Source organism: Croceicoccus naphthovorans (assembly GCF_001028705.1).
GTDB classification, from domain to species: Bacteria; Pseudomonadota; Alphaproteobacteria; order Sphingomonadales; family Sphingomonadaceae; genus Croceicoccus; species Croceicoccus naphthovorans.
Window position 1 is genome coordinate 3,005,257 of sequence record NZ_CP011770.1, and the last position, 19,525, is coordinate 3,024,781.

Consider the following 19,525-nt stretch of genomic DNA (forward strand, 5'->3'; position numbering starts at 1 on the left):
AGCGGCATCGGGACTGCGGGGTCCGGAAAACGCGGTATCGCTCTTGCCCGCCTGCGCCAAGACGCGCTTGGGTCTCATGTTACAAGCGATGGACGTTCGCGCCCGAGGCGTGCCGGAATTTCGGCCAGACTGCCTGCGGCAAACGAAAGGTCGTTCAGTACTTTTCGGGCGTCTTTATCGTGCAACCACGCACGGGCCTCATACCGCTCCAGATAAATCCGCAATGTCGCACCCCCCGTTCCCGTGCCGGAGAGGCGGTAGACGATGCGAGAGCCGTCTTCGAGCAGGACCCTGATGCCCTGGCGTTCGGCCACGCTGCGGTCGACCGGATCGGTATAGCTGAAATCGTCGGCCGTGCTGACTATCGACCCGGCGAGCCGCTTGCCAGCCATGTCGCCGACCTGATCGCGCAAGGCGTCCATCAGCGAGTTCGCCGCGGCGGCGTCCACAGCTTCATAGTCGTGCCGCGCATAGAAATGACGCCCGTAGCGATCCCAATGATCCTTAATGATGCGGTGTACAGGCATGCCGCGAACGGCGATGATCGTGAGCCAGAACAACACCGCCCACAGGCCATCCTTTTCCCGGACATGGTCGGACCCGGCCCCGAAACTTTCTTCGCCGCACAGCGTGATCCTGCCGGCGTCGAGCAGATTGCCGAAAAACTTCCACCCGGTCGGCGTTTCGAAACAGGGAACGCCGAGCTCTTGCGCGACACGGTCGAGCGCGCGGCTCGTCGGCATGGAGCGCGCGACGCCGGCGAGACCGCCGCTGTAGCCCGGGACGACATGCGCATTTGCCGCTAGCACGGCGAGACTGTCGCTTGGCGTCACGAACATTTTGCGACCCAGGATCATGTTGCGATCCCCGTCGCCATCCGAGGCGGCAGCAAAATTCACGGCGTCCTGCCCGAACATGAAGTCGACCAGGTTCCGGCTCCGCCCAAGATTTGGGTCCGGTTTCGCCCCGCCAAAATCCGGCAAGGGCTTTCCATTGACGACGGTTCCGACCGGCGCCCCGAGGCGCTCCTCGAGGATTGCTCGCGCATAAGGTCCGGTGATCGCGTGCATCGCGTCGAACCGCATTTTGAAACTGGTGCTCGTCAGCAATTCGGCGAGGCGCTCGAAATCGAACAGCGTCTCCATAAGTTCCGCGTAGTCCGACACCGGATCCACCACCTCGACCTCGGTCTCGCCAAGCGAGACCTTACCCAATCGATCGATGTCGATGTCGGGCTCGTCCACCAAGCGATAGGCGACTATCCGTTTGCTACGCGCGTAGATGGCCCGCGACAGAGTTTCCGAGGCAGGCCCTCCGTTCGCGGAGTTGTATTTGATCCCGAAATCACCTTCGGGTCCACCGGGATTATGGCTGGCCGAGAAGATCAAACCGCCACTTGCACCGCGCTTTCGGATAAGATGGGAAGCTGCCGGCGTGGACAGCAGGCCTGCTCGGCCAACGACGAGATGCTTGTAGCCATTCGCGGCCGCCATCCTGCTGGCTGTCTGGATAGCCTCGCGATTGAAGAAGCGGCCGTCTCCGCCGATGACAAGCGTCCGGTTCGCGCCTCCGCCGACCGTCTCAAAAATCGCCTGCAGGTAGTTCTCGAGATAATGCGGCTGCCTGAATATAGCCACCGGTTTTCGGAGCCCCGAAGTGCCTGGACGTTGATCATCGTAGGGGCGCGCGGGCATGGTCAGGACGTTCATCTGCGATCCTTGTAAAGCGGCGTTGAACCTAGAGCGGACGAGCGCTTTCCTGGAGTGCTCGCATTCACCGCGCTAAAGCCCCGCCAGTGCCAGCATTGCTGACGCGCCTTTTTCGGCCTCGTCGGCGTGCTGGCGCATCATCGCAAAGAGCTCACGGCCCAGCCCTTGCTCGTCCCGCGGCGGCAGGGCGGGTTCGCGGTCGTTCCAGTCTTTCTCGCTCACCAGGGCTTCGACCACGCCGTTATCCGCAGACAGCCGCACCACGTCGCCGTCGCGCAAGCGCGCGAGCGGACCACCAGCATGCGCTTCGGGCCAGACATGGATCGCCGCGGGCACCTTGCCCGAAGCCCCTGACATACGGCCGTCCGTGACAAGCCCGATGCTGAGTCCGCGGTCCTGAAGGACGCCCAGAGGTGGCATGAGCTTATGCAGTTCGGGCATCCCGTTCGCGCGCGGCCCCTGAAAGCGCACGACGATCACCATGTCGCGGTCGATCTCCCCCGCCTCGAATGCGCGTAGCACGTCATCCTGGTCCGGAAAAATCCGCGCCGGCGCCTCGATTGTCCAGCGTTCGGGGGCGACCGCGCTCGTCTTCATGACACAGCGACCGAGATTGCCGGTGAGGAGCCTTATCCCGCCATCGAGCGAAAACGGTGCCTGAGCGGTTCTCAAAATGCTTTCGTCGCGGCTTATTGTTGCACCGCTGCGCCATACAAGTTCATCACCATCTAATGCCGGCTGCTTTGCATAGGCACCGAGATCGTTCTTCCAGACGGTCAGGACATCTTGGTGAAGCAAACCTGCCTCGAGGAGTTCGCGGATGACAAAGGCCATTCCGCCTGCCGCTTGGAAGTCGTTCACATCGCCACCGCCATTCGGATAAATCCGCGCCAAGAGCGGAACGACCGTGCCCAACTCCTCAAAATCGCTCCAGTCGATCTCCAGGCCCGCCGCGCGGGCGATGGCCGGCAGATGAATGGTGTGGTTGGTCGAGCCGCCGGTTGCGAGCAGGCCCACGGCAGCATTGACGATCGCCTTTTCGTCGATGCAATGCGCTAGCGGACGGTAATCTTGGCCCTCAGATCCGATCTCGGTAATCCTGTGGACGGCAGCGCGCGTAAGTTGCTGCCGCAGCTTCGTGCCGGGATTGACAAACGCAGCGCCCGGCACGTGGAGGCCCATCACCTCCATCATCATCTGGTTGGAATTGGCGGTGCCGTAAAATGTGCAGGTGCCAGGGGCATGATAGGAGGCGCTCTCGGCTTCGAGCAGCTTGTCATGCCCGATCTTTCCTTCGGCGAAGAGCTGGCGGATGCGCGCCTTTTCCCGGTTTGGGAGCCCTGACGGCATCGGCCCGGCGGGCACGAGGATCGCAGGCAGATGTCCGAAACGGAGCATGCCGATCAACAAGCCAGGCACGATCTTGTCGCAAATGCCGAGGAGGAGCGCACCTTCGAACATCGCGTGACTGAGCCCTACCGCGGTGGCGAGCGCGATTGTATCGCGGCTGAACAGCGAGAGCTCCATGCCGTCCTGGCCCTGGGTGACGCCGTCGCACATCGCCGGTGCGCCGCCCGCGATCTGCGCTGTCGCGCCGACCTCGCGGGCAAAAATCTTGATTTGTTCGGGATAGCGATAATAGGGCGCATGCGCGGAGAGCATATCGTTATAGGCGGTGACCACTCCGATGTTGATCGCATGGGCGCCCGCGATGGTCTGCTTGTCCTCGCCCGAAGCGGCAAATGCGTGCGCCAGATTGCTGCAAGAAAGCGCGCTTCGTCGCGGGCCGGCATCCCGCTGACGGTCAATGAAGGCGAGATAGGCGTCGCGTCGCCGCTTCGAACGGTTGGCAATACGGGCAGTAACGGCTTCGACGACAGGGTTCATGCGCGGTCCCTCCGGGACGTTTGGGGAATGCCACTAGCCGTGGCGTGTGCTGCCTGGCTGTGCATTTGCCTCATGGTTGTTGCTCGCTTTGACGGCGCGATTGGATGAGGATTTGAATGGTCAGCAGGAGGGCCGCTGCGAGGATGATGGCTGCCGGGAGGGGAATATCGCCAAGCACGCGCGGACCCCGATTGGCCACCATCAGCGCTGCCGAGGCGAGGTAGCTGCCGAGCGCGGCGATCGACAAGGCGACCTGCCTGACAGCATGGTCAAGCCTGTTTCCAGGGGCGAGAGATCCGCTCGGATGCCCTGCCGTCCCGGCGGAAACCCTTTGTAGCCACCCGGCGCCGATTGCGGGCGCCCGCCGGACCAATCGGGCGATTTCCCATTCGAGCCGGGGGGTATGGAGATTGCCGATAGCCGCGCTGCGTCGCTCCGCGAGCAAGCGGTTTCCGGTCGCCTGCAACACAAGCAGCAGATCCGCCTCGGGGTCGAGCTTCCGCAATGTACTTTCTGCCGTGAACACAGTGCGGACCAAGGCGGCCAGATGCGGCGGCAAGCTGAGTGTCCTGTGCCCCGACAACCGTCCGATATCGATCATGGTCTTGGCAAGAGACCATTCCGACATGGCAGCGCCCCGCAACTCCGCCAGGATACCGTCCACGCCCCGGGTAAGTGCCGCGCGGTCGGCAGTGACCGAAAGGAGACCGAGGTCGATCGCCGCATCGGTGAGCCATTCGGAATCGAGGTAAATGAACGCTGCCACAAAACCGAGCAGAGCCTCGCGGGTGCCAATGTCGAGCCTGCCGACAGCTCCGAAATCGTGCACGCACAGACGCCCGTCCGACATGATCAGCAAATTGCCCGGATGCGGGTCGGCATGAAAGGCACCAAGAACGAAAAACTGTTGCAGATAGAAATCGATGAAAGTCTCGGTGAGCGTATTGCCGCGCTCGATGGCCTCGCGCTCATCCAGCGGGGTGCCCATGCTGCGCTCCTGCGTAATGACGGAGGCGTCCGACATCTCGTCGACGACATCGGGAATGTAAACCGTCTCAGAATCAGCGAAAGCGCGGGCGAACAAACGGATGTTGCGCGCTTCCTGCCGGAAATCGGTTTCCCTTTTCAGATTGTGCGAAAGCTCCTTCGCCAGTGCCGCCGCGCGGTGACGTCTCAGCGCAGGTATGACATGCTGAAACAGGTGCACCAATATGAGCAGAATGCGCATATCTCTTGCAATTTGCTCGCCCACTCCGGGCCGGAGGACCTTGACGACCACTTCGCGTCCGTCATGCAGCTTTGCGGCGTGGACCTGGGCTACCGAGCCCGCGGCCAGAGGGTCGCGTTCAAAACTGGCAAAGGCCGTTGCTGTGTTCGCGGCCAATGACTGCTCGATGATCCTTACCGCTGCATCGGCAGGGAAAGGAGCGGCCTTGCTTTGCAGGTTCGAGAGGCTCGCGGCCCAGTTCGCATCGAGGATATCGCGGCGCTCGCTCAGCGCCTGACCGAGCTTGGTGAAGGTCGGGCCGAGATTTTCGAGACGCCGCGTGGTCCTTTGCGGAAGCGTGGTCATGCGCCGACCGAACCCCATCCGATTCAGCATCATTGCGCTCAGCACATCCAGCAGGAGCCGGGTTGCTGTCCACATGATCTGAATTCCCCGGATTATCATAGCCCGCTCTGACCTCTTGTGTCCTCACCATGATTGGACGCTCGAAATGCGGGTGGATTACTGTGCGGGGCTGGCCTGAGAAGGAGAACCCGCGCGGCGAAGTTGCTTCACTGACCGAGGGGTATTGCCGCCCAAGGTCTGCTCGCCGGTAGCGGCGTTTGTAATCAAGCGCTGCCAAAGGCGTCCATTCTCTACGCATTGACGATATTATTCGCGGCCGCGTCGATCGGTCGCGTTTGCAAAGACTGGAGCCGGGGAGACCCCATGAAATATGCGGAAATGATGGCGCAGCTTGTGGGTGGTGCCGGTTTTGTAGCGGCCCTCGACCAGTCCGGCGGCTCGACACCTGCTGCCCTTCAGGCCTTCGGCATCGACGCGGACCGGTATTCCGGCGAGGACGAGATGTTCGCGCTTATCCATGGATTGCGCGTGCGGATCATGAAAGCCCCATGCATCGATGGGCGAAGGGTGCTTGGCGTCATCCTTTTCGAGCGCACTATGGATGCGCAGATTGACACCGTACCGGTGCCAGAGTTTCTCTGGCGGCGGGGGATCGTGTCCTTCGTCAAGATCGACCAAGGGTTGGAGAAAGACACAGGCGGCGTCCAGCTCATGAAACCCATGCCGGATCTCGAAAGCCTGCTGTCCCGGGCGCGCTCAAGGGCCGTTTTTGGCACCAAGATGCGTTCGGTGATCAACGTCGCATCGCACCAGGGGATCGGCGACGTCGTGCGCCAGCAATTCGAGCTGGCCAACCATGTCCTCGACCAGCGACTTGTGCCGATTATCGAACCGGAAGTGAATATCGCAAGTGCAACGCGCCAAGAGTGCGAGAGTATCCTTCTTGCCGAACTCAGTAATGCGCTCGATGGGCAAGCCTATGGCCGCCGTGTGGTACTGAAACTCTCGCTGCCGGTTTCGGACGGGCTTTACGCGCCCCTCGTTGCCCATCCCAGCTGCGCGCGGGTGCTCGCCCTTTCGGGTGGGCTCTCCCAGGATGCCGCTTGCGCCGCGCTCGAAAGAAACCGCGGGATGATCGCGAGCTTCAGCCGGGCTCTGTTGCAGGATTTGCGGGCGCACATGCAAGATCAGGAATTCAACGATGTGCTCGGGCGCGCCGTCGAGCGCATCTACCGGGCTTCGACAGTCAAGCGTTTGGCCGATCGATAAGACGCCGCCAGTCCAACACTAGCCTAGATCCCTTATGCCTATTCTGCTCTAGTGCGCGAGAATCATCGGGATCGGGCTGTGCAGGATCATCTCCCGGGTGACCCCACCGAGTATGGTTTCCCGGATACGCGAGTGCCCATAGGCGCCGAGCACGATGTAAGCCGCCCCAACATCGTTCGCCGCAGCCACCAACGCTTCAGAGATCGATGCATCTTCGGCGGGTTGCCGCCGGGTCTGCGCTTCGATGCCGTGTCGTGCAAGATATTGCGCAAGTTCGTCCGGCGACGAACCTTCTTTGTCCTCGCTGACGGTTACGATGTGGACCTCAGCAGCATCGCGCAAGAGTGATCGGCTCAAGCGAACGGCATGCCCGGCTTCGGCGGATCCATTCCACGCAATGATCGCATTCCCCCTGGGCGCGAACCGCTTTCCGCCGAGCGGTACGACGAGCGAAGGAGACTGGATATGAACGACAAGATCGGCGACGAGCGGCGCGGCTCGCGGCAGGACGGCATCTTTCTGCTCAGGCTGACTAATGACCACCAGATCGGCCAGCGTGGCGTGTGCAGCCAGCGCCTGTCCGGCGGAGCCCTCGACGCGGCGCCATTCCCACTCAATACCCTCTTGCGCCAGGCGGCTCTCGATCAATTGGCGATCTTCATTTTCCGCATCGCGCACCGATTGCAGCGCTTCGGGCGAAATATAGCTTGCACCATAAGGATCACCGATAAAGACATAGGAATTCCAGCTTGTGGCTTGCAGACAGATTAGGAAGCCCTTGTGATCTCGCACGAGATCGATCGCGGCGGCCAGGCGGCTGTCCTGTCCGGCGTCGCGATTGACGTGCAGCAGCACTGTTTTCATTGTCTCATTCCTCTCCTGCAACCTTGCGGGGTCCGGCAAACCGCCCGGCGCTCCGATGGCGTGTTGCATATCAGGCCACTCTTGGCAGATGCCTTGCGTTCGCCCCCGCGGGATCTGATCCAAAGGGACGCTGGAAGCCCGCGCGACTTACACTTTCCGGCGACTCCGTTCTCTATGGCATTGCGGTTGTGTAAGCCTTCGCGCGGGCTTCCGTCCCTAGTGGAGGGTAGTGCGCGCGGTTGAGCCGCGACTTCGCACCATTCCTGCAGCAAGGAGCAATAGTCGCATGTCGGTTCCGCAAACCCTCGATGATCTGGGCGAAATCGCTGGCCAAATTGCGCTGGTCCGGGTCGACTTCAATGTACCAATCGGAAACGACGGCGCGGTCGGTGATGATACGCGCTTGCGAGCGAGCTTGCCAACGGTGATGGCGCTCAGAAGGCGCGGCGCGGTAATCCTTTTGCTCTCGCATCTTGGTCGTCCCAAAGGAAAACCGAACGCGGCATTCTCGCTCGCGCCGGTTGCCAAAACCTACAGCTCCCTGCTCGGAGACGAGGTTCATTTTCTCGAAGACTGGACTGGCCCGGGAGCGCAGCGCGCGGTTTCCGAGCTAGAGGCGGGCGATGTTGCCTTACTGGAAAACACCCGCTTCTACGCAGGCGAAGAAAGCAACGATCCCGAGCTTGCAAGCGCGATGGCCGACCTTGCGGATTTTTATGTCAACGATGCGTTCTCGGCCTCACACCGGGCGCATGCATCCACGGTGGGAGTGGCAAGACTGCTGCCGAGCTATATGGGCCGCGCCCTGGAAGACGAGATCGGGGCGTTGCAATCGGCGACCGGGCTCGGGCGGCGCCCTTCCACCGCGATTATCGGCGGCGCCAAGATCTCGAGCAAGCTCAACGTCCTCGAGCAGCTCAGCACGAAGGTGGATAACCTCATCATCGGCGGAGCGATGGCGAACACCTTTCTTGCCGCGCTGAACAAGCCAATCGGCAGATCGCTCGCCGAGCGGAACCTCGAGGATGCAGCGCTACGAATTCTGAAGAGTGCCAGTCAGGGAAAGTGCCAGATCCATCTGCCCCAGGACGTCATGGTAGGCAGGGAACTGACGCCGCATCCCCTTTCGCTGCGCACGGCCCTGGTCGAAGATGTCGCCGCCGATGAGATGATCCTTGATCTGGGGCCTCTCACTGTCGCGAAAACTCTGGACGTGCTGCGATCCTCGCAGCTGCTCATCTGGAATGGCCCGCTCGGTGCATTCGAGACGCCTCCTTTCGAGACATCGACTTTTGCGATCGCCCAGGCGGCCGCCGAGCTGACACGAAAGGGATCGCTGACCTCGCTTGCCGGTGGCGGTGACACAGTTGCGGCCCTCAACAACAGCGGTCTGACTGCGGACCTCACCCACGTGTCGACTGGAGGCGGCGCATTTCTCGAATGGGTAGCTGGCATCGCGCTGCCCGGTCTGCAGGTCCTTACCTGACTAGGCCTTGAGCGGTATCTGGGTTCGGCGATCTTCCAGCGGGATAGATGTCGAAACGGGACTGCGGCGAGCAACGGTGCTGACAAGGACGGCGGGACGGAAGGCGTGCGCCGGCGCGATTTTATCCATATCGCGCCCGTTGCGTTCGCGGGAACCGGTGCCGCAGCAGCCGTCTGGCCGCTTATCGACAGCATGAACCCATCGGCCGACGTGGTTGCACAAGCTACGATCGAAGTCGATTTGCAACCGATTGAGCCAGGTCAACGTATCACTGTGAGCTGGCGCGAGCAGCCGGTATTCATCGTGCGGCGCACAGCTGAAGAGATCGCGCGAGCCAGAGCCGACGATGCCTCTTCAGGGCTGATCGATCCAGAGACGGACGCTGCGCGCGTGCAGCGACCAGAGTGGCTTGTGGTGGTGGGCGTCTGCACGCATCTTGGCTGCATTCCGTTGGGACGTACCCATCCGGTGAGGACCGCAGCGTGATGGCTAGGAGCCCTTTTTCGAGATGATGCGCTTTGCGGCGGCGTTGCGTTTGGCGGCGATACGGCCGAGGGCGACCTGGATGGGGAAGATATCCAGTTCCTCCGGGTCGTAATCGTCGAGCCATCGGCAGATGTCAGCATGTTCCTCGTGCGTGGGATCGGACCTGGCATCGAGCACTTCGTAGAAGCCGCTAATCCCGCCGCAATCTTCGGGCGGGCAATTGCGCTCGCCGATGATGAAGCGCGGGTAGGCTATGGCCGGGTCGCCCTGGCGAACATCACTCAGGGTCAGCGTGTGCTGCCAGTCGTCACCAAAGTCGTAGGAATAGGCGATCGTGGTGGTGCCCGGGGAAAGGACATCACGCAGACGAACCCGCGAGGCATTTTTGGGCGGCGGAGTGCCCCAGTCGTCATCCATCGGGATACCGTATGCCTGGCCGTCGATCATCATCTCCCAGAGATGATAGTCGAACCATCCCATCGCGGCCTGGACGATGTCATGCAACACCTTGAGGGTGATCGAGGTCGGCACCTCGACCTGCCGCCAGATCGGCGGATCGCTGTCCTTGAGGTCGATGCGCAGCGTGGCGATTTGCGTGAAGCTGTCGATGGCCGTGGGCCTGTGCATGGATCGAGCGGTCATGCCGCCTGCGATAGCACTCCTGCGTTCGCACGCCAGTTCCAGGGCAGCAGTTCGTCGATCCGGTGGGCAGGATGTCCGGCGATGCGCTCGAGGACGTCGGCCAGCCACGCCTGCGGATCGACTTCGTTGAGCCGGGCCGTCTGGATCAGCGTGTAGAGCACGGCGGCACGCTGTCCGCCGCGGTCAGAACCGCAGAACAGCCATGCCTTGCGGCCAAGCGGTACACAGCGCAGCGACCGCTCGGCGGCGTTGTTCGTGATGCAGATCCGGCCATCATCGAGGAAGCGGGTGAAGGCATCCCAGCGCCGGAGCATATAGTTGATGGCCTTGGCCAGATCGTGGCTGCGCGACAGCTTCGCGAGCTGCGCGGCGAGCCAGGCGTGCAAATCCGCCATCAGCGGCGCGCTGCGTTCCTGCCGGAGTGCAACGCGCTCGGCTGACGTCTTGCCATTAATGCCGCGCTCGATCTCGAACAGGGCATCGAGGCGCTGCACGGCTTCCAGCGCAATCGGGTAGATCATGCCGGTGCGTTCGCCGCGGCTCCTCCTGCGTGCGGCCCCCTCAACATCGGCCAGTTCGAAGAATTTGCGGCGTGCATGCGCGAAGCAGCCCGCCTCGATCACGGGCGCCGGCTGACGACCGGGCGCGTAAAGCTCGTTGTAGCCGCCATAGGCATCGGCCTGCAGGATCCCTGCCCAGGACGCCAGATGCGCCCGTGGATGCTCACCGCGCCGATCGCGGGAATAGTGGAACAAGGCTGCGGGCGGATCGGAACCGGCGAAGGGCCGGTCATCGCGCACATAGACCCACAGGCGCGCCGTATCGGTCTTGCCCTTCGCCATGACCGGCACGGTCGTATCGTCGCCATGGATCCGGGCTGCATCCAGCACATGGGCTTCGATCCGCCGGTAGAGCGGCATGAGTGCGAAGGCGGCGGCACCGACCTGGTCGGCCAGGGTCGAGGTGCTGAGCGCTACGCCTTCGCGGGCGAAGCGCTCGGCCTGCCGGTTGAGGGGCTGGTGCTGACCGTACTTCTCGAACAATAGCATGGCGAGGAAGCTGGGTCCGGCCCATCCGCGCGGCACGACATGGAACGGCGCCGGGGGCTGCGTAATCGTCTCGCAATCCCGGCAGGAGAACTTCTCTCGCACCGTCCGGATCACCTTCCACTGGCGCGGGATTACTTCCAGCGTCTCGGTGATATCCTCTCCCAGCTTCGACAGGCGCGCGCCGCCGCAGGACGGGCACGAACAGGGCGCGGGAATGACGATGCGTTCGCGGGGCAGATGTTCGGGGAACGGCTTGCGGCTCGGGCGCTTGCGTTCGAACGCGGCGACCTCGCTCGTCTTCGCCGCAGCGGCTTCGGCAGCGCAATCATTCTCGCAGGCATCGGCCTCGAGATCTTCAAGCTGCAATTCCAGCTGGTCGATCAGGCGGCAGCTGCGTTCGGCGCTGGCACCATATTGCTCGCGCCGCAGCCTGGCGATCTGCAATTTGAGGTGAGCGATCATTGCCTCGATCGCACTCTCGCGGGCTCTGGCCTTGGCAAGGCGGGCCTCGGCATCATCGGCGCGCGAGAGCGCGGCGGCCAGCAGCGCCTTAAGCGCTTCAACGTCGTCCGGCAGGGGCGATGCGACCGTGTCCATAAGCGGCATGGAATCACAGATCGGCCTTCGGTCAAAGCTCAAAATGCGCCAGCCAACGAAGAAAATGCAGCCCCTATCCGGCGCTTTGCGGACGCCAGGAGTATTGCGGGTTACGCCAGTCGATCCCCTCCAGCAGGCAGGACAATTGGGCATTGGTCAGCGAGACGATGCCTTCCCGAGCCGTGGGCCAGACGAAGCGACCCTTCTCGAGCCGTTTGGCATAGAGCGACATGCCGATGCCGTCGTGCCAGATGATCTTGATCAGCGATCCCGTCCGCCCTCGGAACACGAACAGGTCGCCGCCATGCGGATCGCGCTTCAGGCCCTGCTGAACCTGCAAGGCCAACCCCTGCATGCCCTTGCGCATGTCCGTGTGGCCCATCGCGATCCAGACCCTCGCGCCCGATGGGATCATCGCAGCGCCTTCAATGCCGCCGAAACCAGCGTAGCAGGTGCAGACGAGGAGATGCGCACTTGCCGACCATTGCAAAGATCGACCGTGATCGCGGCGCACGGATCATGATCGGCAGGCTGCTCGTCATCGGCGAGCACGGCCTGGGCGAAAGTCATCTCCGGTACCGGCAAGGACGCAGCTGCCGACTGTTCGCGCAATTTGCGACGCCATGTGTAGATCAGGCTGGTCGAAACGTCCCGCCGCCGGGATACATCGGCAACGCAGGCGCCCGGCGCAAAGGCCTCGGCGAGAATCTCAAGCCGCTCCTCCTCGCTCCAACGCCGCCGACGCTCCGGCCCCGTCATCAACGTGATCTGACCCATGCTCCGCTCCTAAGCTCGCTCATACGAGCGCTCTTAAGACCGGTCGTTCACTCGCCAGACAAGGCGGGCCTCACCGGATGGGTACGTTGGGACAGGGAGTGGGTGAAAATCGCGGAAGATATGGGGGATGGTTTTGTCCCTGCCACGGGTCAATATACGACAACTCCGGACGCGTGCGGAAAGGGCCGGCACCGAAGAACTTGGTCGTTCCGCAATACGTGATCAGCGACGATCTAACCCGGTTTATTCATGAGGCCGCAGCAGCGAAGTGGATGGGCCTTGATCTGACGTTGGCGGCGTAGTCCGGGCGAGCGTCTTCGACGGCATTTTTCACCGCGTCAGGATCAATGGGCTTTTCGAGGTTGATGGAATGGAGCTCGGAGTTCGGCGGCACAGCCGCACCGCCTAAGTAGGTGCAGGCCTGAGATTGGTGGCGATGGCTTTCAAAACGGAGGCATCGGGACAGGCTGACGCGAAGGCGACACGGATGCGAGTGGCGCTCTCAATGACGCGGGCAGCGACCTTGAGCAGCCTGAGGCGCAACGTTGCGAACTCGGCGGTCGCGAGCGAGGCTGCCTTGGGGATTTCCTGCTGAATGCGCCACAGGAGCCAGTATGCGGCGGTGTGCAGGATGAGGCGCATCTGATTGGCGTTGGGAGAGCGGCACGAGGTGCGATCGCTGGCCAGCTGGGTCTTGTGCAGCTTGATCAGGTTTTCGGCCTGACCGCGCGCGCAGTAGAGCGTATCATAGATGTGCTCGGCCGAGCCTTCGGTCAGCGAAGTGACGACATAGCGGATGTCCATGCCCATCGTACTGGCCTCGATCCGGGCGACGACGCGGCGCTGGCACTTCCAGCTTTTGGCCCCGTAGCGGGTCTCGGCATAGGTGCGCAGGACCGGGTACTGGCGCTGAGCGCGTTTGACCGCACAGGCATCGGCGGCAACGACGATTTCGGGATCGGCGCGTAGCACGGCGTTGGTCGGCAGGCCGAACACGTAGTCGACGCCGCAACCCTCGCAGACGGCCATGACCTCGGGCCGCCCATAGTGCCCGTCGCCGCGGATGGTGATGTGCGTTTCGGGCCATTGCCGGCGGATGTGGCGCACGAGGCGCCGGATGTGACCGGCAGCTTCAACACCAGACGGTGTCTTGCCGGTGCGCAGCAGCATCGCCACCGGCCGGCCAGTGGCGGTGCCGTAGACATGGATCGGCAGGAAGCAACGCTCGCCATGATGACCATTCCAGAACGACAACTGCTGATAGCCATGGACGACATCGCAGGTATCATCGATATCCAGCGTCACCGCCGCCGGCGGGGCCGGATAGCTGGCGCAGTAGATGTCGATCATCGCGGCCAGCATCTTCGCCAACTCGCGCGTGATCGGTGCATTCTCCCACCGGCTCATCGTCGGTTGGCTGGCCAGCCCCGCGCCCGATCCCGGCAGCTTGCCCAGGGCCAGGCGGAAGCCCGGATCGTCGCGCAGGGCATCGAGATCGTCGGCATCCTCATAGCCGCAGGCGATCGCGAACACGCGGGCACGCAGGATGTCGTCGAGGCGATGGATCACCCGCGCAGGATCGCGCGGATCGGCAATGCAAGTCGCAAGCCGCTGGCAGATACCCATCGCGCGCTCGGCCTGCGACAGCAACAGAACGCCGCCGTCCGAAGTGAGCCGACCACCGTCGAACGCGGCTGTGACTTTCTTGCGGTCGACCGCTGGGAATCGGAAGGGGCTTGCGATATCGTCGTTCATGGCGGGTGTGGCCTGTGGCATTTTCTGCCCTGCAGCAGGGCCGGTGTAGACACCCAGTTCCTAATTCAGATCAGAGGCTTATGCCACTCCCGCCAACCCTTCGTAGCCAACCCCGTGAATAAGACGGGCTAAGGTGTCATTGATATTCTTGAATCGATCTAGGTCGATATAAAGAATAGCGAACTCTTTCGCCGGACCGGATTCCTGATGAAGCATTTCCTCCAGCGATTTCTCGAACTGCGCCCGGTTGGGTAGCCCCGTCAAAACATCATGGAAGGCGATATGCTCGGCTTGTGCTCGACTGGCATGGAGATCGATGTCGCGCCGACTGAGGTGCGTTCCCAGGAATGCGATCAGGCCAAAGCACAGCAGCACTCCTGCCAACAAGGCTGGTCCTATTGTCGTGATCACATCCCTTCCTGGAGCCAGTGGCTTCCAGGCGAGGTAACCGACCACGGCACCACCACTTCCGGTGAGGGCCACGTTAGCTTCTCCTTGCATCAAGTAGTCGGTCGGTCGATATTGCGCATCGGCAAGGCCATATAGCCCACTCAGCTGCCCGAAATAGCCGCGGTCGAGGAATATCACACTCAGATGCAGGTATTCGGTACCGGCTTGCTGTTTGATTTCTCCGCTGTCCGACACGACCGGCTTGACGCTCAGGATCGCAGGGCGACCCTCGATCTTCACGATGTCAGACGCCCCTACGCTCAACATGCCAGGGGGAATGCTATCCGCAGCCTCCGATTTCGCTAGGGTTCGCACATGTTGCATGGTCGGAAGAACCGTTGACCTGATCCGGGAAAAACTGCTCGGATCGATCCGCTTGCCTCCCTGCATCGCATATAGCGGTGCATCCTCCGGATCGACGATATAGACCTCGTCGAACCCCGAGTAGTCCCAGAACCAAATCCCGAGATTGAGGTCGATCCAATCGAAATCCAGTGGCCGCTGGCGCAATCCGTTGACCGCATCATCCCAGACTGTCGAGGACTCCTGTGCGTGCGCGATTCGGTCAACACTTTGCGTAAGAACCGTCTTTGCGATTTCTTCATCTCGTTCGCGGGAGATACGATCGGCAGCGTTCGATGACCAGGCCAGGAGCGCGATCACGAGCAGGACGATCAGCGCGCTGACAGCCGAGACTCCGGCGACAATGCGATAGGAGGTTCTGGGAATTGCTCCGACGCTAGCACCCATCATTGTGCGCCCGGCGAGGACCGGCCCTGCGTCCCAAACTTCGGCGCTGCCTGGAAGGGATTGGTTGCGCTGACTCGCCAATCGATCGCAAGGGGTGAGGCCGCGCCACATGCCAGTCTTGGAGATTCGGCAAAAGCCCCGGCTATCGCAGAGCACCAATCAGTTCCGTGTTGTTCCGTCACTGAGAATACCCCCCAAGCGGTTATTGTGGCAGCAGCGTGCCTGTGCCCTCGTCTTGATGGTTAACACCGAATCATTATCGCGGCGTAAACGGGGCTGCTGAAAGTTCATTTCCGATCGGGCAGCCCCATACCCGGCCTGACACAACCCGCCGTTTGCGCCTCCTGGATTCGCAAGACTGAGGGAGCCCTACTGATAGCCCTTTGATACCGCGTTGAATTGTTGGGGAATCCAGATTGCACTTGCTCCAGGAAAGTGTTCTAGGGCGTAGACTCATTAGCGGCGATCCATAGGCGTGTGCAGAAGAGCTTGATGGCAGCGAGGAAGTTATCGCTTCGTTTGTCGTATCTGGTGGCCAAGCCTCTGGCGTTTTTGAGTTTCCCGAAGAAACGCTCGACCAGATTACGGTAGCGATACAGGAAGCTGCTGAACGCGAAGCCTTTGCGACGATTGCGCTTGACTGGGATGTTGGCGAAGCCACCCTGCGCGGTGATCTGACTGCGAATGGCATCGCTGTCATAAGCCTTATCGGCGAGAAAGGTGGTGGCGTTCGGCACGGCGGCCAGCAGCCTCTCGGCCTCACGGCAATCGCTCGCCTGGCCTTCGGACAGATGCAGTTGGATCGGCAGGCCGCGACCATCAACCAGGGCATGGATCTTGGTTGTCAAACCGCCCCGGGAACGTCCCATGCAGCGATTTGGGTCCCCCTTTTTAGGGTCGCACCGTGCTGGTGGACCCGGATGGAAGAACTGTCGATCATGACCAACTCGCCGTCGAAGGCTTGGCTCACCGCTTCGAGAAGGCGGTCCCACACACCGGCTTTGCGCCAGCGCACGAAACGGTTGTAGCAGGTGGTATGTGGGCCATAGCGCTCGGGAATATCAGCCCAAGGACTGCCCGTGCGAAAGCGCCACAATATCCCGTCGATGACCCGCCGGTCATCCACACGCGGAACCCCGCGAGGCTTGTTCGGCAACAACGGCTCGATCACCAGCCACTCATCATCGGTCAGTTCAAATCTACGACGCGTCATCCAAAGCTCCTTCCCGAAGCCTTGAATCAACCGCGCCCGCGCCGCGCAAGTCAGTTTATGAGTTTACGGCCTAGAACTGTCAGGATCCCGCGAAGACACAGGACTTCGGCATCACGAAAGAGCGAAGATGATGCCAAAGCTGGCAATGCGCGCGAGGGCATTCGGATTACGTCAGCGCCAATTCACCAGCCGCGAGTGGCGATCACATTAAATATCACAGGGGTCGGAAGATTGTTCTCGGACAAAAGCCAAATGCCGTGCATTCGTGAACAAACCCAATTTATAGATAATTTGGTGTTAACCCCACTCGCTAACACTCCATACTGACGATGGCCAATAGGATGGCATTTGACGAGACGAAGCGTGGGCTCTGAAACCTCGCTCATGTCCAGTCCGTCCCGCGAACCGGTCTTCTCGGGACGCAGTTGAAACTGGAGGGGTTGCAATTCTCACCTGGACCTAGGCCATCCGTCACCTGCCATCGCGCAGTGATGAAAATTCTGTAATTCGTTTACGCGCCCGGATCGGGCTTCAGGGAAAGAAAATGGAACAAACCAAGGCAGTCCGCCAGCGTATCGTCAAACGTCAATATGATCGGGTGAAATCATGTCACCGCGTTGAATGCCGTGCGGGCGGTCACCAGTTCAGTGCGGTGCTGGCGAACGTTTCCGTCGGTGGATGCATGCTGGAAATTCCGAGAAACCGACTCTCGATCGCTGACCGGGTAAACATTAAGGTCGACAATGGCATCAGGACTTCGGGCATTGTCGTCTGGGACAGGAACGCATTCGTCGGAATCAAGTTCGATAGCTGCCTGCACGAGGCGGTGGTCAGCTTCCTTGCCTTCAGTGCAAAGGCATCCCACCTCACAAGGAATGCTCCGAGTGATCGCTTTGGAAGGACACTTCCGCGTTTGCGAGCTGACGTGCTCCCCTGAAATGTGACCGGTTTTTGGTAGAGTCCGACGCAAAGGAGTCGGACGATAATGAAGCGAAGCAGGTTCAGCGAAGAGCAGATCATCGCGGTTTTGAAGGAGCAGGAGACTGGCATGCCGACGGCGGAGGTGTGCCGCCGTCACGGGATCAGCTCTGCCACGTTCTACAAATGGAAGTCGAAGTTCGGCGGGCTGGAGGTGTCCGATGCCCGTCGGCTGCGGACGCTCGAGCAGGAGAACAGTCGGCTGAAGAAGCTGCTGGCCGAGGCGATGCTCGACAATGTTGTGCTGAAGGATCTGGCATCAAAAAATGTATGACCCGCCCTGTCCATGCAAGGGTCGATTGGTGTTGACGGTGCCAGTCTGCACAAATGTATCCGGCCTCTCGCGAGTGGGCCGCTGTTGCGGCCAGGCCTTGATGAGATCCGCGCGCCTCGTTCCCAGATAAATGCTTCGGGCTTGCTGCCCGCTTTTTTGCAGGGGCTTACGATGCGCTGGTCCACTGTCTCGTCATCACTCTCACGAACCTCGCAGTTGGTGGCGGCTCCGTTCAGCCGAACGCTGGAACGCGCCGCTCGTAGGTCGCACCAGGCTTGGTCAGGATTACCCAAACGATGCGGGCGATCTTGGCTGCCAATGCGACAGTGACCTTGTTCTTGTGCATCCTGCTCTCAAGCCCATCGAGCCATGGCCCCAGTCGGTCCCTGCTTCTGTCGAGGTGCGTAACGCAGGATCGTGCGCCATGGACGATCATCCTTCGCAAGTACTTGTTGCCGCGCTTGCTGATGCCAAGCTGGAAATGTAACGGTTTTGCGCCGGTCACCTATCTCACTATGCCACCTTGGCTTCGAACGCGAGGGGCTGATGCCGCCCAGATATGAATGACGTCGACGGGTGTTGTAGAACCCCATTGATGTACTGGAAGATGGCAGCCTCAGCCTGACGTCTTGTTGGCCAGCTCTGACGCCAGATCAGTTCCGCCTTCAGCGATTTGAAGAACGTCTCGACGGCGGAGTTGTCGTAGCAGTTGCCCTTTCCGCTCATCGACGGTCGCAGGCCGTAGGCCTGTAGTTTCTTCTGGTAGTCGTAAGAACAATACTGGCTGCCGCGATCGGAATGGAAAAGGCAGTCTGGCGGGGCCTGTCTGGCGGCGGATTGCGGAGCCGCACCGCCATGTCCAGCGCCCGGATCGCCAGATCCTTCTTCATCCGATCGCTGACTGCCCATCCCACGACACGACGGCTATGCAGATCGAGGATGACGGCAAGGTAGAGCCAGCCTTCCTGCGTCCACACATAGGTGATATCGCCAGCCCACTTGCGGTTGGGCGTATCTGCGACGAAATCGCCATCGAGCCAGTCCGCTGCGACACCAAGGCGATGGTGGCTGTCGGTCGTAACCTTGTGCTTGCGGGTACGAACTGGCTTGATCGAGTTGATCCGCATCAGCCGACCAACCCGACGCTCGCCGACATCAAGACCAGCCTCCTTCAGTTCCATCGTCATGCGGGGACGACCGTAACTGCCAAGGCTCAGGCTGTACTGCTCCCGGATATGCGCTAGCACTTTCATGTCCATGCGCGCTCGCCGGCTGATCGGGCGTGACCGCCAGGATCGGTAGCCACGAGTGCTGACGCGCAGAACCCGGCAGATCGCCTCCACCGGCCAGACATGGCGCCAGCTCTCCACGAACGCGAACCTCACGGCTTTTGGCTCGCGAAGAACTGCGTGGCCTTTTTTAAAATATCCCTCTCCTCCTTGAGGATACGCTTCTCCCGGCGAAGCTGCTCGTTCTCGCGCGCCAGCTCGGCATCGGGGTTAGTGGGTAAATCCTCCCTGCGATGCAAACTCACCCAGCGGGTCAACGTCGACAATCCAATGCCCAAATCGGCCGCGACACGCTTGCGCGGCAGACCGTTGGTCAGTGCAATCCGCACCGCTTCACGCTGAAACTCTTCTCCGTGTTTGATCATCTCTTCGGTCTCCTTGAATGAGCAATATGCTCTCAGGTGACCGGCACAAAACCGTTACATGTCCAATGAGGATAAGACCTAGACAGGCCAGAAGCAGACCGCTCGCTGCTAA

General features: G+C 61.2%; 17 protein-coding genes and 2 pseudogenes. 6 read left to right on the forward strand and 13 right to left on the reverse strand.

Annotated elements, in window-relative coordinates; translation table 11 throughout:
* Positions 1-74 precede the first annotated feature (74 nt).
* The 3 genes from AB433_RS14925 to AB433_RS14935 all read right to left on the reverse strand — a co-directional run bounded on the left by AB433_RS14925 (position 75) and on the right by AB433_RS14935 (position 5,244).
* Complete coding sequence (locus AB433_RS14925) at positions 75-1,709, reverse strand: alpha-D-glucose phosphate-specific phosphoglucomutase (RefSeq protein WP_047822110.1); 1,635 nt, start codon at positions 1,707-1,709, stop codon at positions 75-77.
* Positions 1,710-1,781: 72 nt separating this feature from the next.
* Complete coding sequence (edd, locus tag AB433_RS14930; protein WP_047822112.1) at positions 1,782-3,596, reverse strand: phosphogluconate dehydratase; 1,815 nt, start codon at positions 3,594-3,596, stop codon at positions 1,782-1,784.
* Between the two features lie 70 nt (positions 3,597-3,666).
* On the reverse strand, positions 3,667-5,244 hold the full coding sequence (locus tag AB433_RS14935; protein ID WP_053059196.1) for an ABC1 kinase family protein: 1,578 nt from the start codon (positions 5,242-5,244) through the stop codon (positions 3,667-3,669).
* A 288-nt stretch (positions 5,245-5,532) separates the two neighbouring features.
* Between AB433_RS14935 and AB433_RS14940 the strand changes: the two genes are divergently transcribed.
* On the forward strand, positions 5,533-6,438 hold the full coding sequence (locus tag AB433_RS14940) for a fructose bisphosphate aldolase (RefSeq protein ID WP_047822114.1): 906 nt from the start codon (positions 5,533-5,535) through the stop codon (positions 6,436-6,438).
* A gap of 48 nt (positions 6,439-6,486) precedes the next feature.
* On the opposite strand, the gene AB433_RS14945 is transcribed toward AB433_RS14940, so the two are convergent.
* Complete coding sequence (locus AB433_RS14945) at positions 6,487-7,371, reverse strand: universal stress protein (RefSeq protein ID WP_082134963.1); 885 nt, start codon at positions 7,369-7,371, stop codon at positions 6,487-6,489.
* Between the two features lie 217 nt (positions 7,372-7,588).
* Here AB433_RS14945 and AB433_RS14950 point away from each other — a divergent pair, with 217 nt between their 5' ends.
* A complete protein-coding gene (locus AB433_RS14950; protein WP_047822117.1) occupies positions 7,589-8,788 on the forward strand; it encodes a phosphoglycerate kinase in 1,200 nt (399 codons plus the stop codon).
* Positions 8,789-8,893: 105 nt separating this feature from the next.
* Positions 8,894-9,274, forward strand: coding sequence for a ubiquinol-cytochrome c reductase iron-sulfur subunit (gene petA, locus AB433_RS14955; protein ID WP_053059197.1), 381 nt, complete (start codon positions 8,894-8,896; stop codon positions 9,272-9,274).
* A gap of 3 nt (positions 9,275-9,277) precedes the next feature.
* Here the strand turns inward: petA and AB433_RS14960 are convergent, their stop codons facing one another.
* From AB433_RS14960 to tnpA, 4 genes are all read right to left on the reverse strand, one after another.
* Positions 9,278-9,916 carry a plasmid pRiA4b ORF-3 family protein gene (locus tag AB433_RS14960; RefSeq protein WP_245626563.1) on the reverse strand — a complete coding sequence of 213 codons (639 nt, stop codon included), beginning with the start codon at positions 9,914-9,916 and terminating at the stop codon, positions 9,278-9,280.
* Positions 9,913-11,562: an IS66 family transposase gene (gene tnpC, locus AB433_RS14965; protein WP_047823140.1), complete on the reverse strand. Its 1,650-nt coding sequence runs from the start codon at positions 11,560-11,562 to the stop codon at positions 9,913-9,915. Before tnpC ends, AB433_RS14960 begins: the two co-directional genes overlap by 4 nt.
* Before the next feature lie 73 nt (positions 11,563-11,635).
* Complete coding sequence (gene tnpB, locus AB433_RS14970) at positions 11,636-11,977, reverse strand: IS66 family insertion sequence element accessory protein TnpB (RefSeq protein WP_047819776.1); 342 nt, start codon at positions 11,975-11,977, stop codon at positions 11,636-11,638.
* On the reverse strand, positions 11,974-12,339 hold the full coding sequence (tnpA, locus tag AB433_RS14975; RefSeq protein WP_047819777.1) for an IS66-like element accessory protein TnpA: 366 nt from the start codon (positions 12,337-12,339) through the stop codon (positions 11,974-11,976). The genes tnpB and tnpA overlap by 4 nt, the downstream gene beginning before the upstream one ends.
* Before the next feature lie 77 nt (positions 12,340-12,416).
* On the opposite strand from tnpA, the gene AB433_RS20105 reads away from it, so the two are divergent.
* On the forward strand, positions 12,417-12,641 hold the full coding sequence (locus AB433_RS20105) for a Rieske 2Fe-2S domain-containing protein (RefSeq protein WP_082134965.1): 225 nt from the start codon (positions 12,417-12,419) through the stop codon (positions 12,639-12,641).
* A gap of 103 nt (positions 12,642-12,744) precedes the next feature.
* On the opposite strand, the gene AB433_RS14980 is transcribed toward AB433_RS20105, so the two are convergent.
* The 3 genes from AB433_RS14980 to AB433_RS20110 form a co-directional block, all read right to left on the reverse strand.
* Positions 12,745-14,094, reverse strand: a complete 1,350-nt coding sequence (locus tag AB433_RS14980) for an IS1380 family transposase (RefSeq protein ID WP_169749367.1) — start codon at positions 14,092-14,094, stop codon at positions 12,745-12,747.
* Positions 14,095-14,172: 78 nt separating this feature from the next.
* Positions 14,173-15,375, reverse strand: coding sequence for a CHASE4 domain-containing protein (locus tag AB433_RS14985; RefSeq protein WP_218916957.1), 1,203 nt, complete (start codon positions 15,373-15,375; stop codon positions 14,173-14,175).
* A 359-nt stretch (positions 15,376-15,734) separates the two neighbouring features.
* Positions 15,735-16,507, reverse strand: a protein-coding gene (locus AB433_RS20110; protein WP_156170621.1) for an IS5 family transposase whose coding sequence is annotated in 2 segments (ribosomal slippage) — positions 15,735-16,189 and positions 16,189-16,507 — 774 coding nt in all. Because the reading frame shifts where the segments join, the coding sequence is not laid out codon by codon here.
* Positions 16,508-17,051: 544 nt separating this feature from the next.
* On the opposite strand from AB433_RS20110, the gene AB433_RS20115 reads away from it, so the two are divergent.
* Together AB433_RS20115 and AB433_RS15005 are read left to right on the forward strand one after the other, a co-directional pair.
* Positions 17,052-17,444, forward strand: coding sequence for a PilZ domain-containing protein (locus AB433_RS20115; protein WP_082134967.1), 393 nt, complete (start codon positions 17,052-17,054; stop codon positions 17,442-17,444).
* 48 nt (positions 17,445-17,492) lie between these two features.
* Positions 17,493-17,756: pseudogene (locus tag AB433_RS15005) on the forward strand (transposase); the annotation flags it as partial.
* 235 nt (positions 17,757-17,991) lie between these two features.
* On the opposite strand, the gene AB433_RS20120 reads toward AB433_RS15005, so the two are convergent.
* Positions 17,992-18,264, reverse strand: a complete 273-nt coding sequence (locus AB433_RS20120; RefSeq protein WP_245626681.1) for a hypothetical protein — start codon at positions 18,262-18,264, stop codon at positions 17,992-17,994.
* 8 nt (positions 18,265-18,272) lie between these two features.
* Positions 18,273-19,413 (reverse strand): annotated as a pseudogene (locus AB433_RS15010) (IS3 family transposase).
* Between the last annotated feature and the right edge of the window lie 112 nt (positions 19,414-19,525).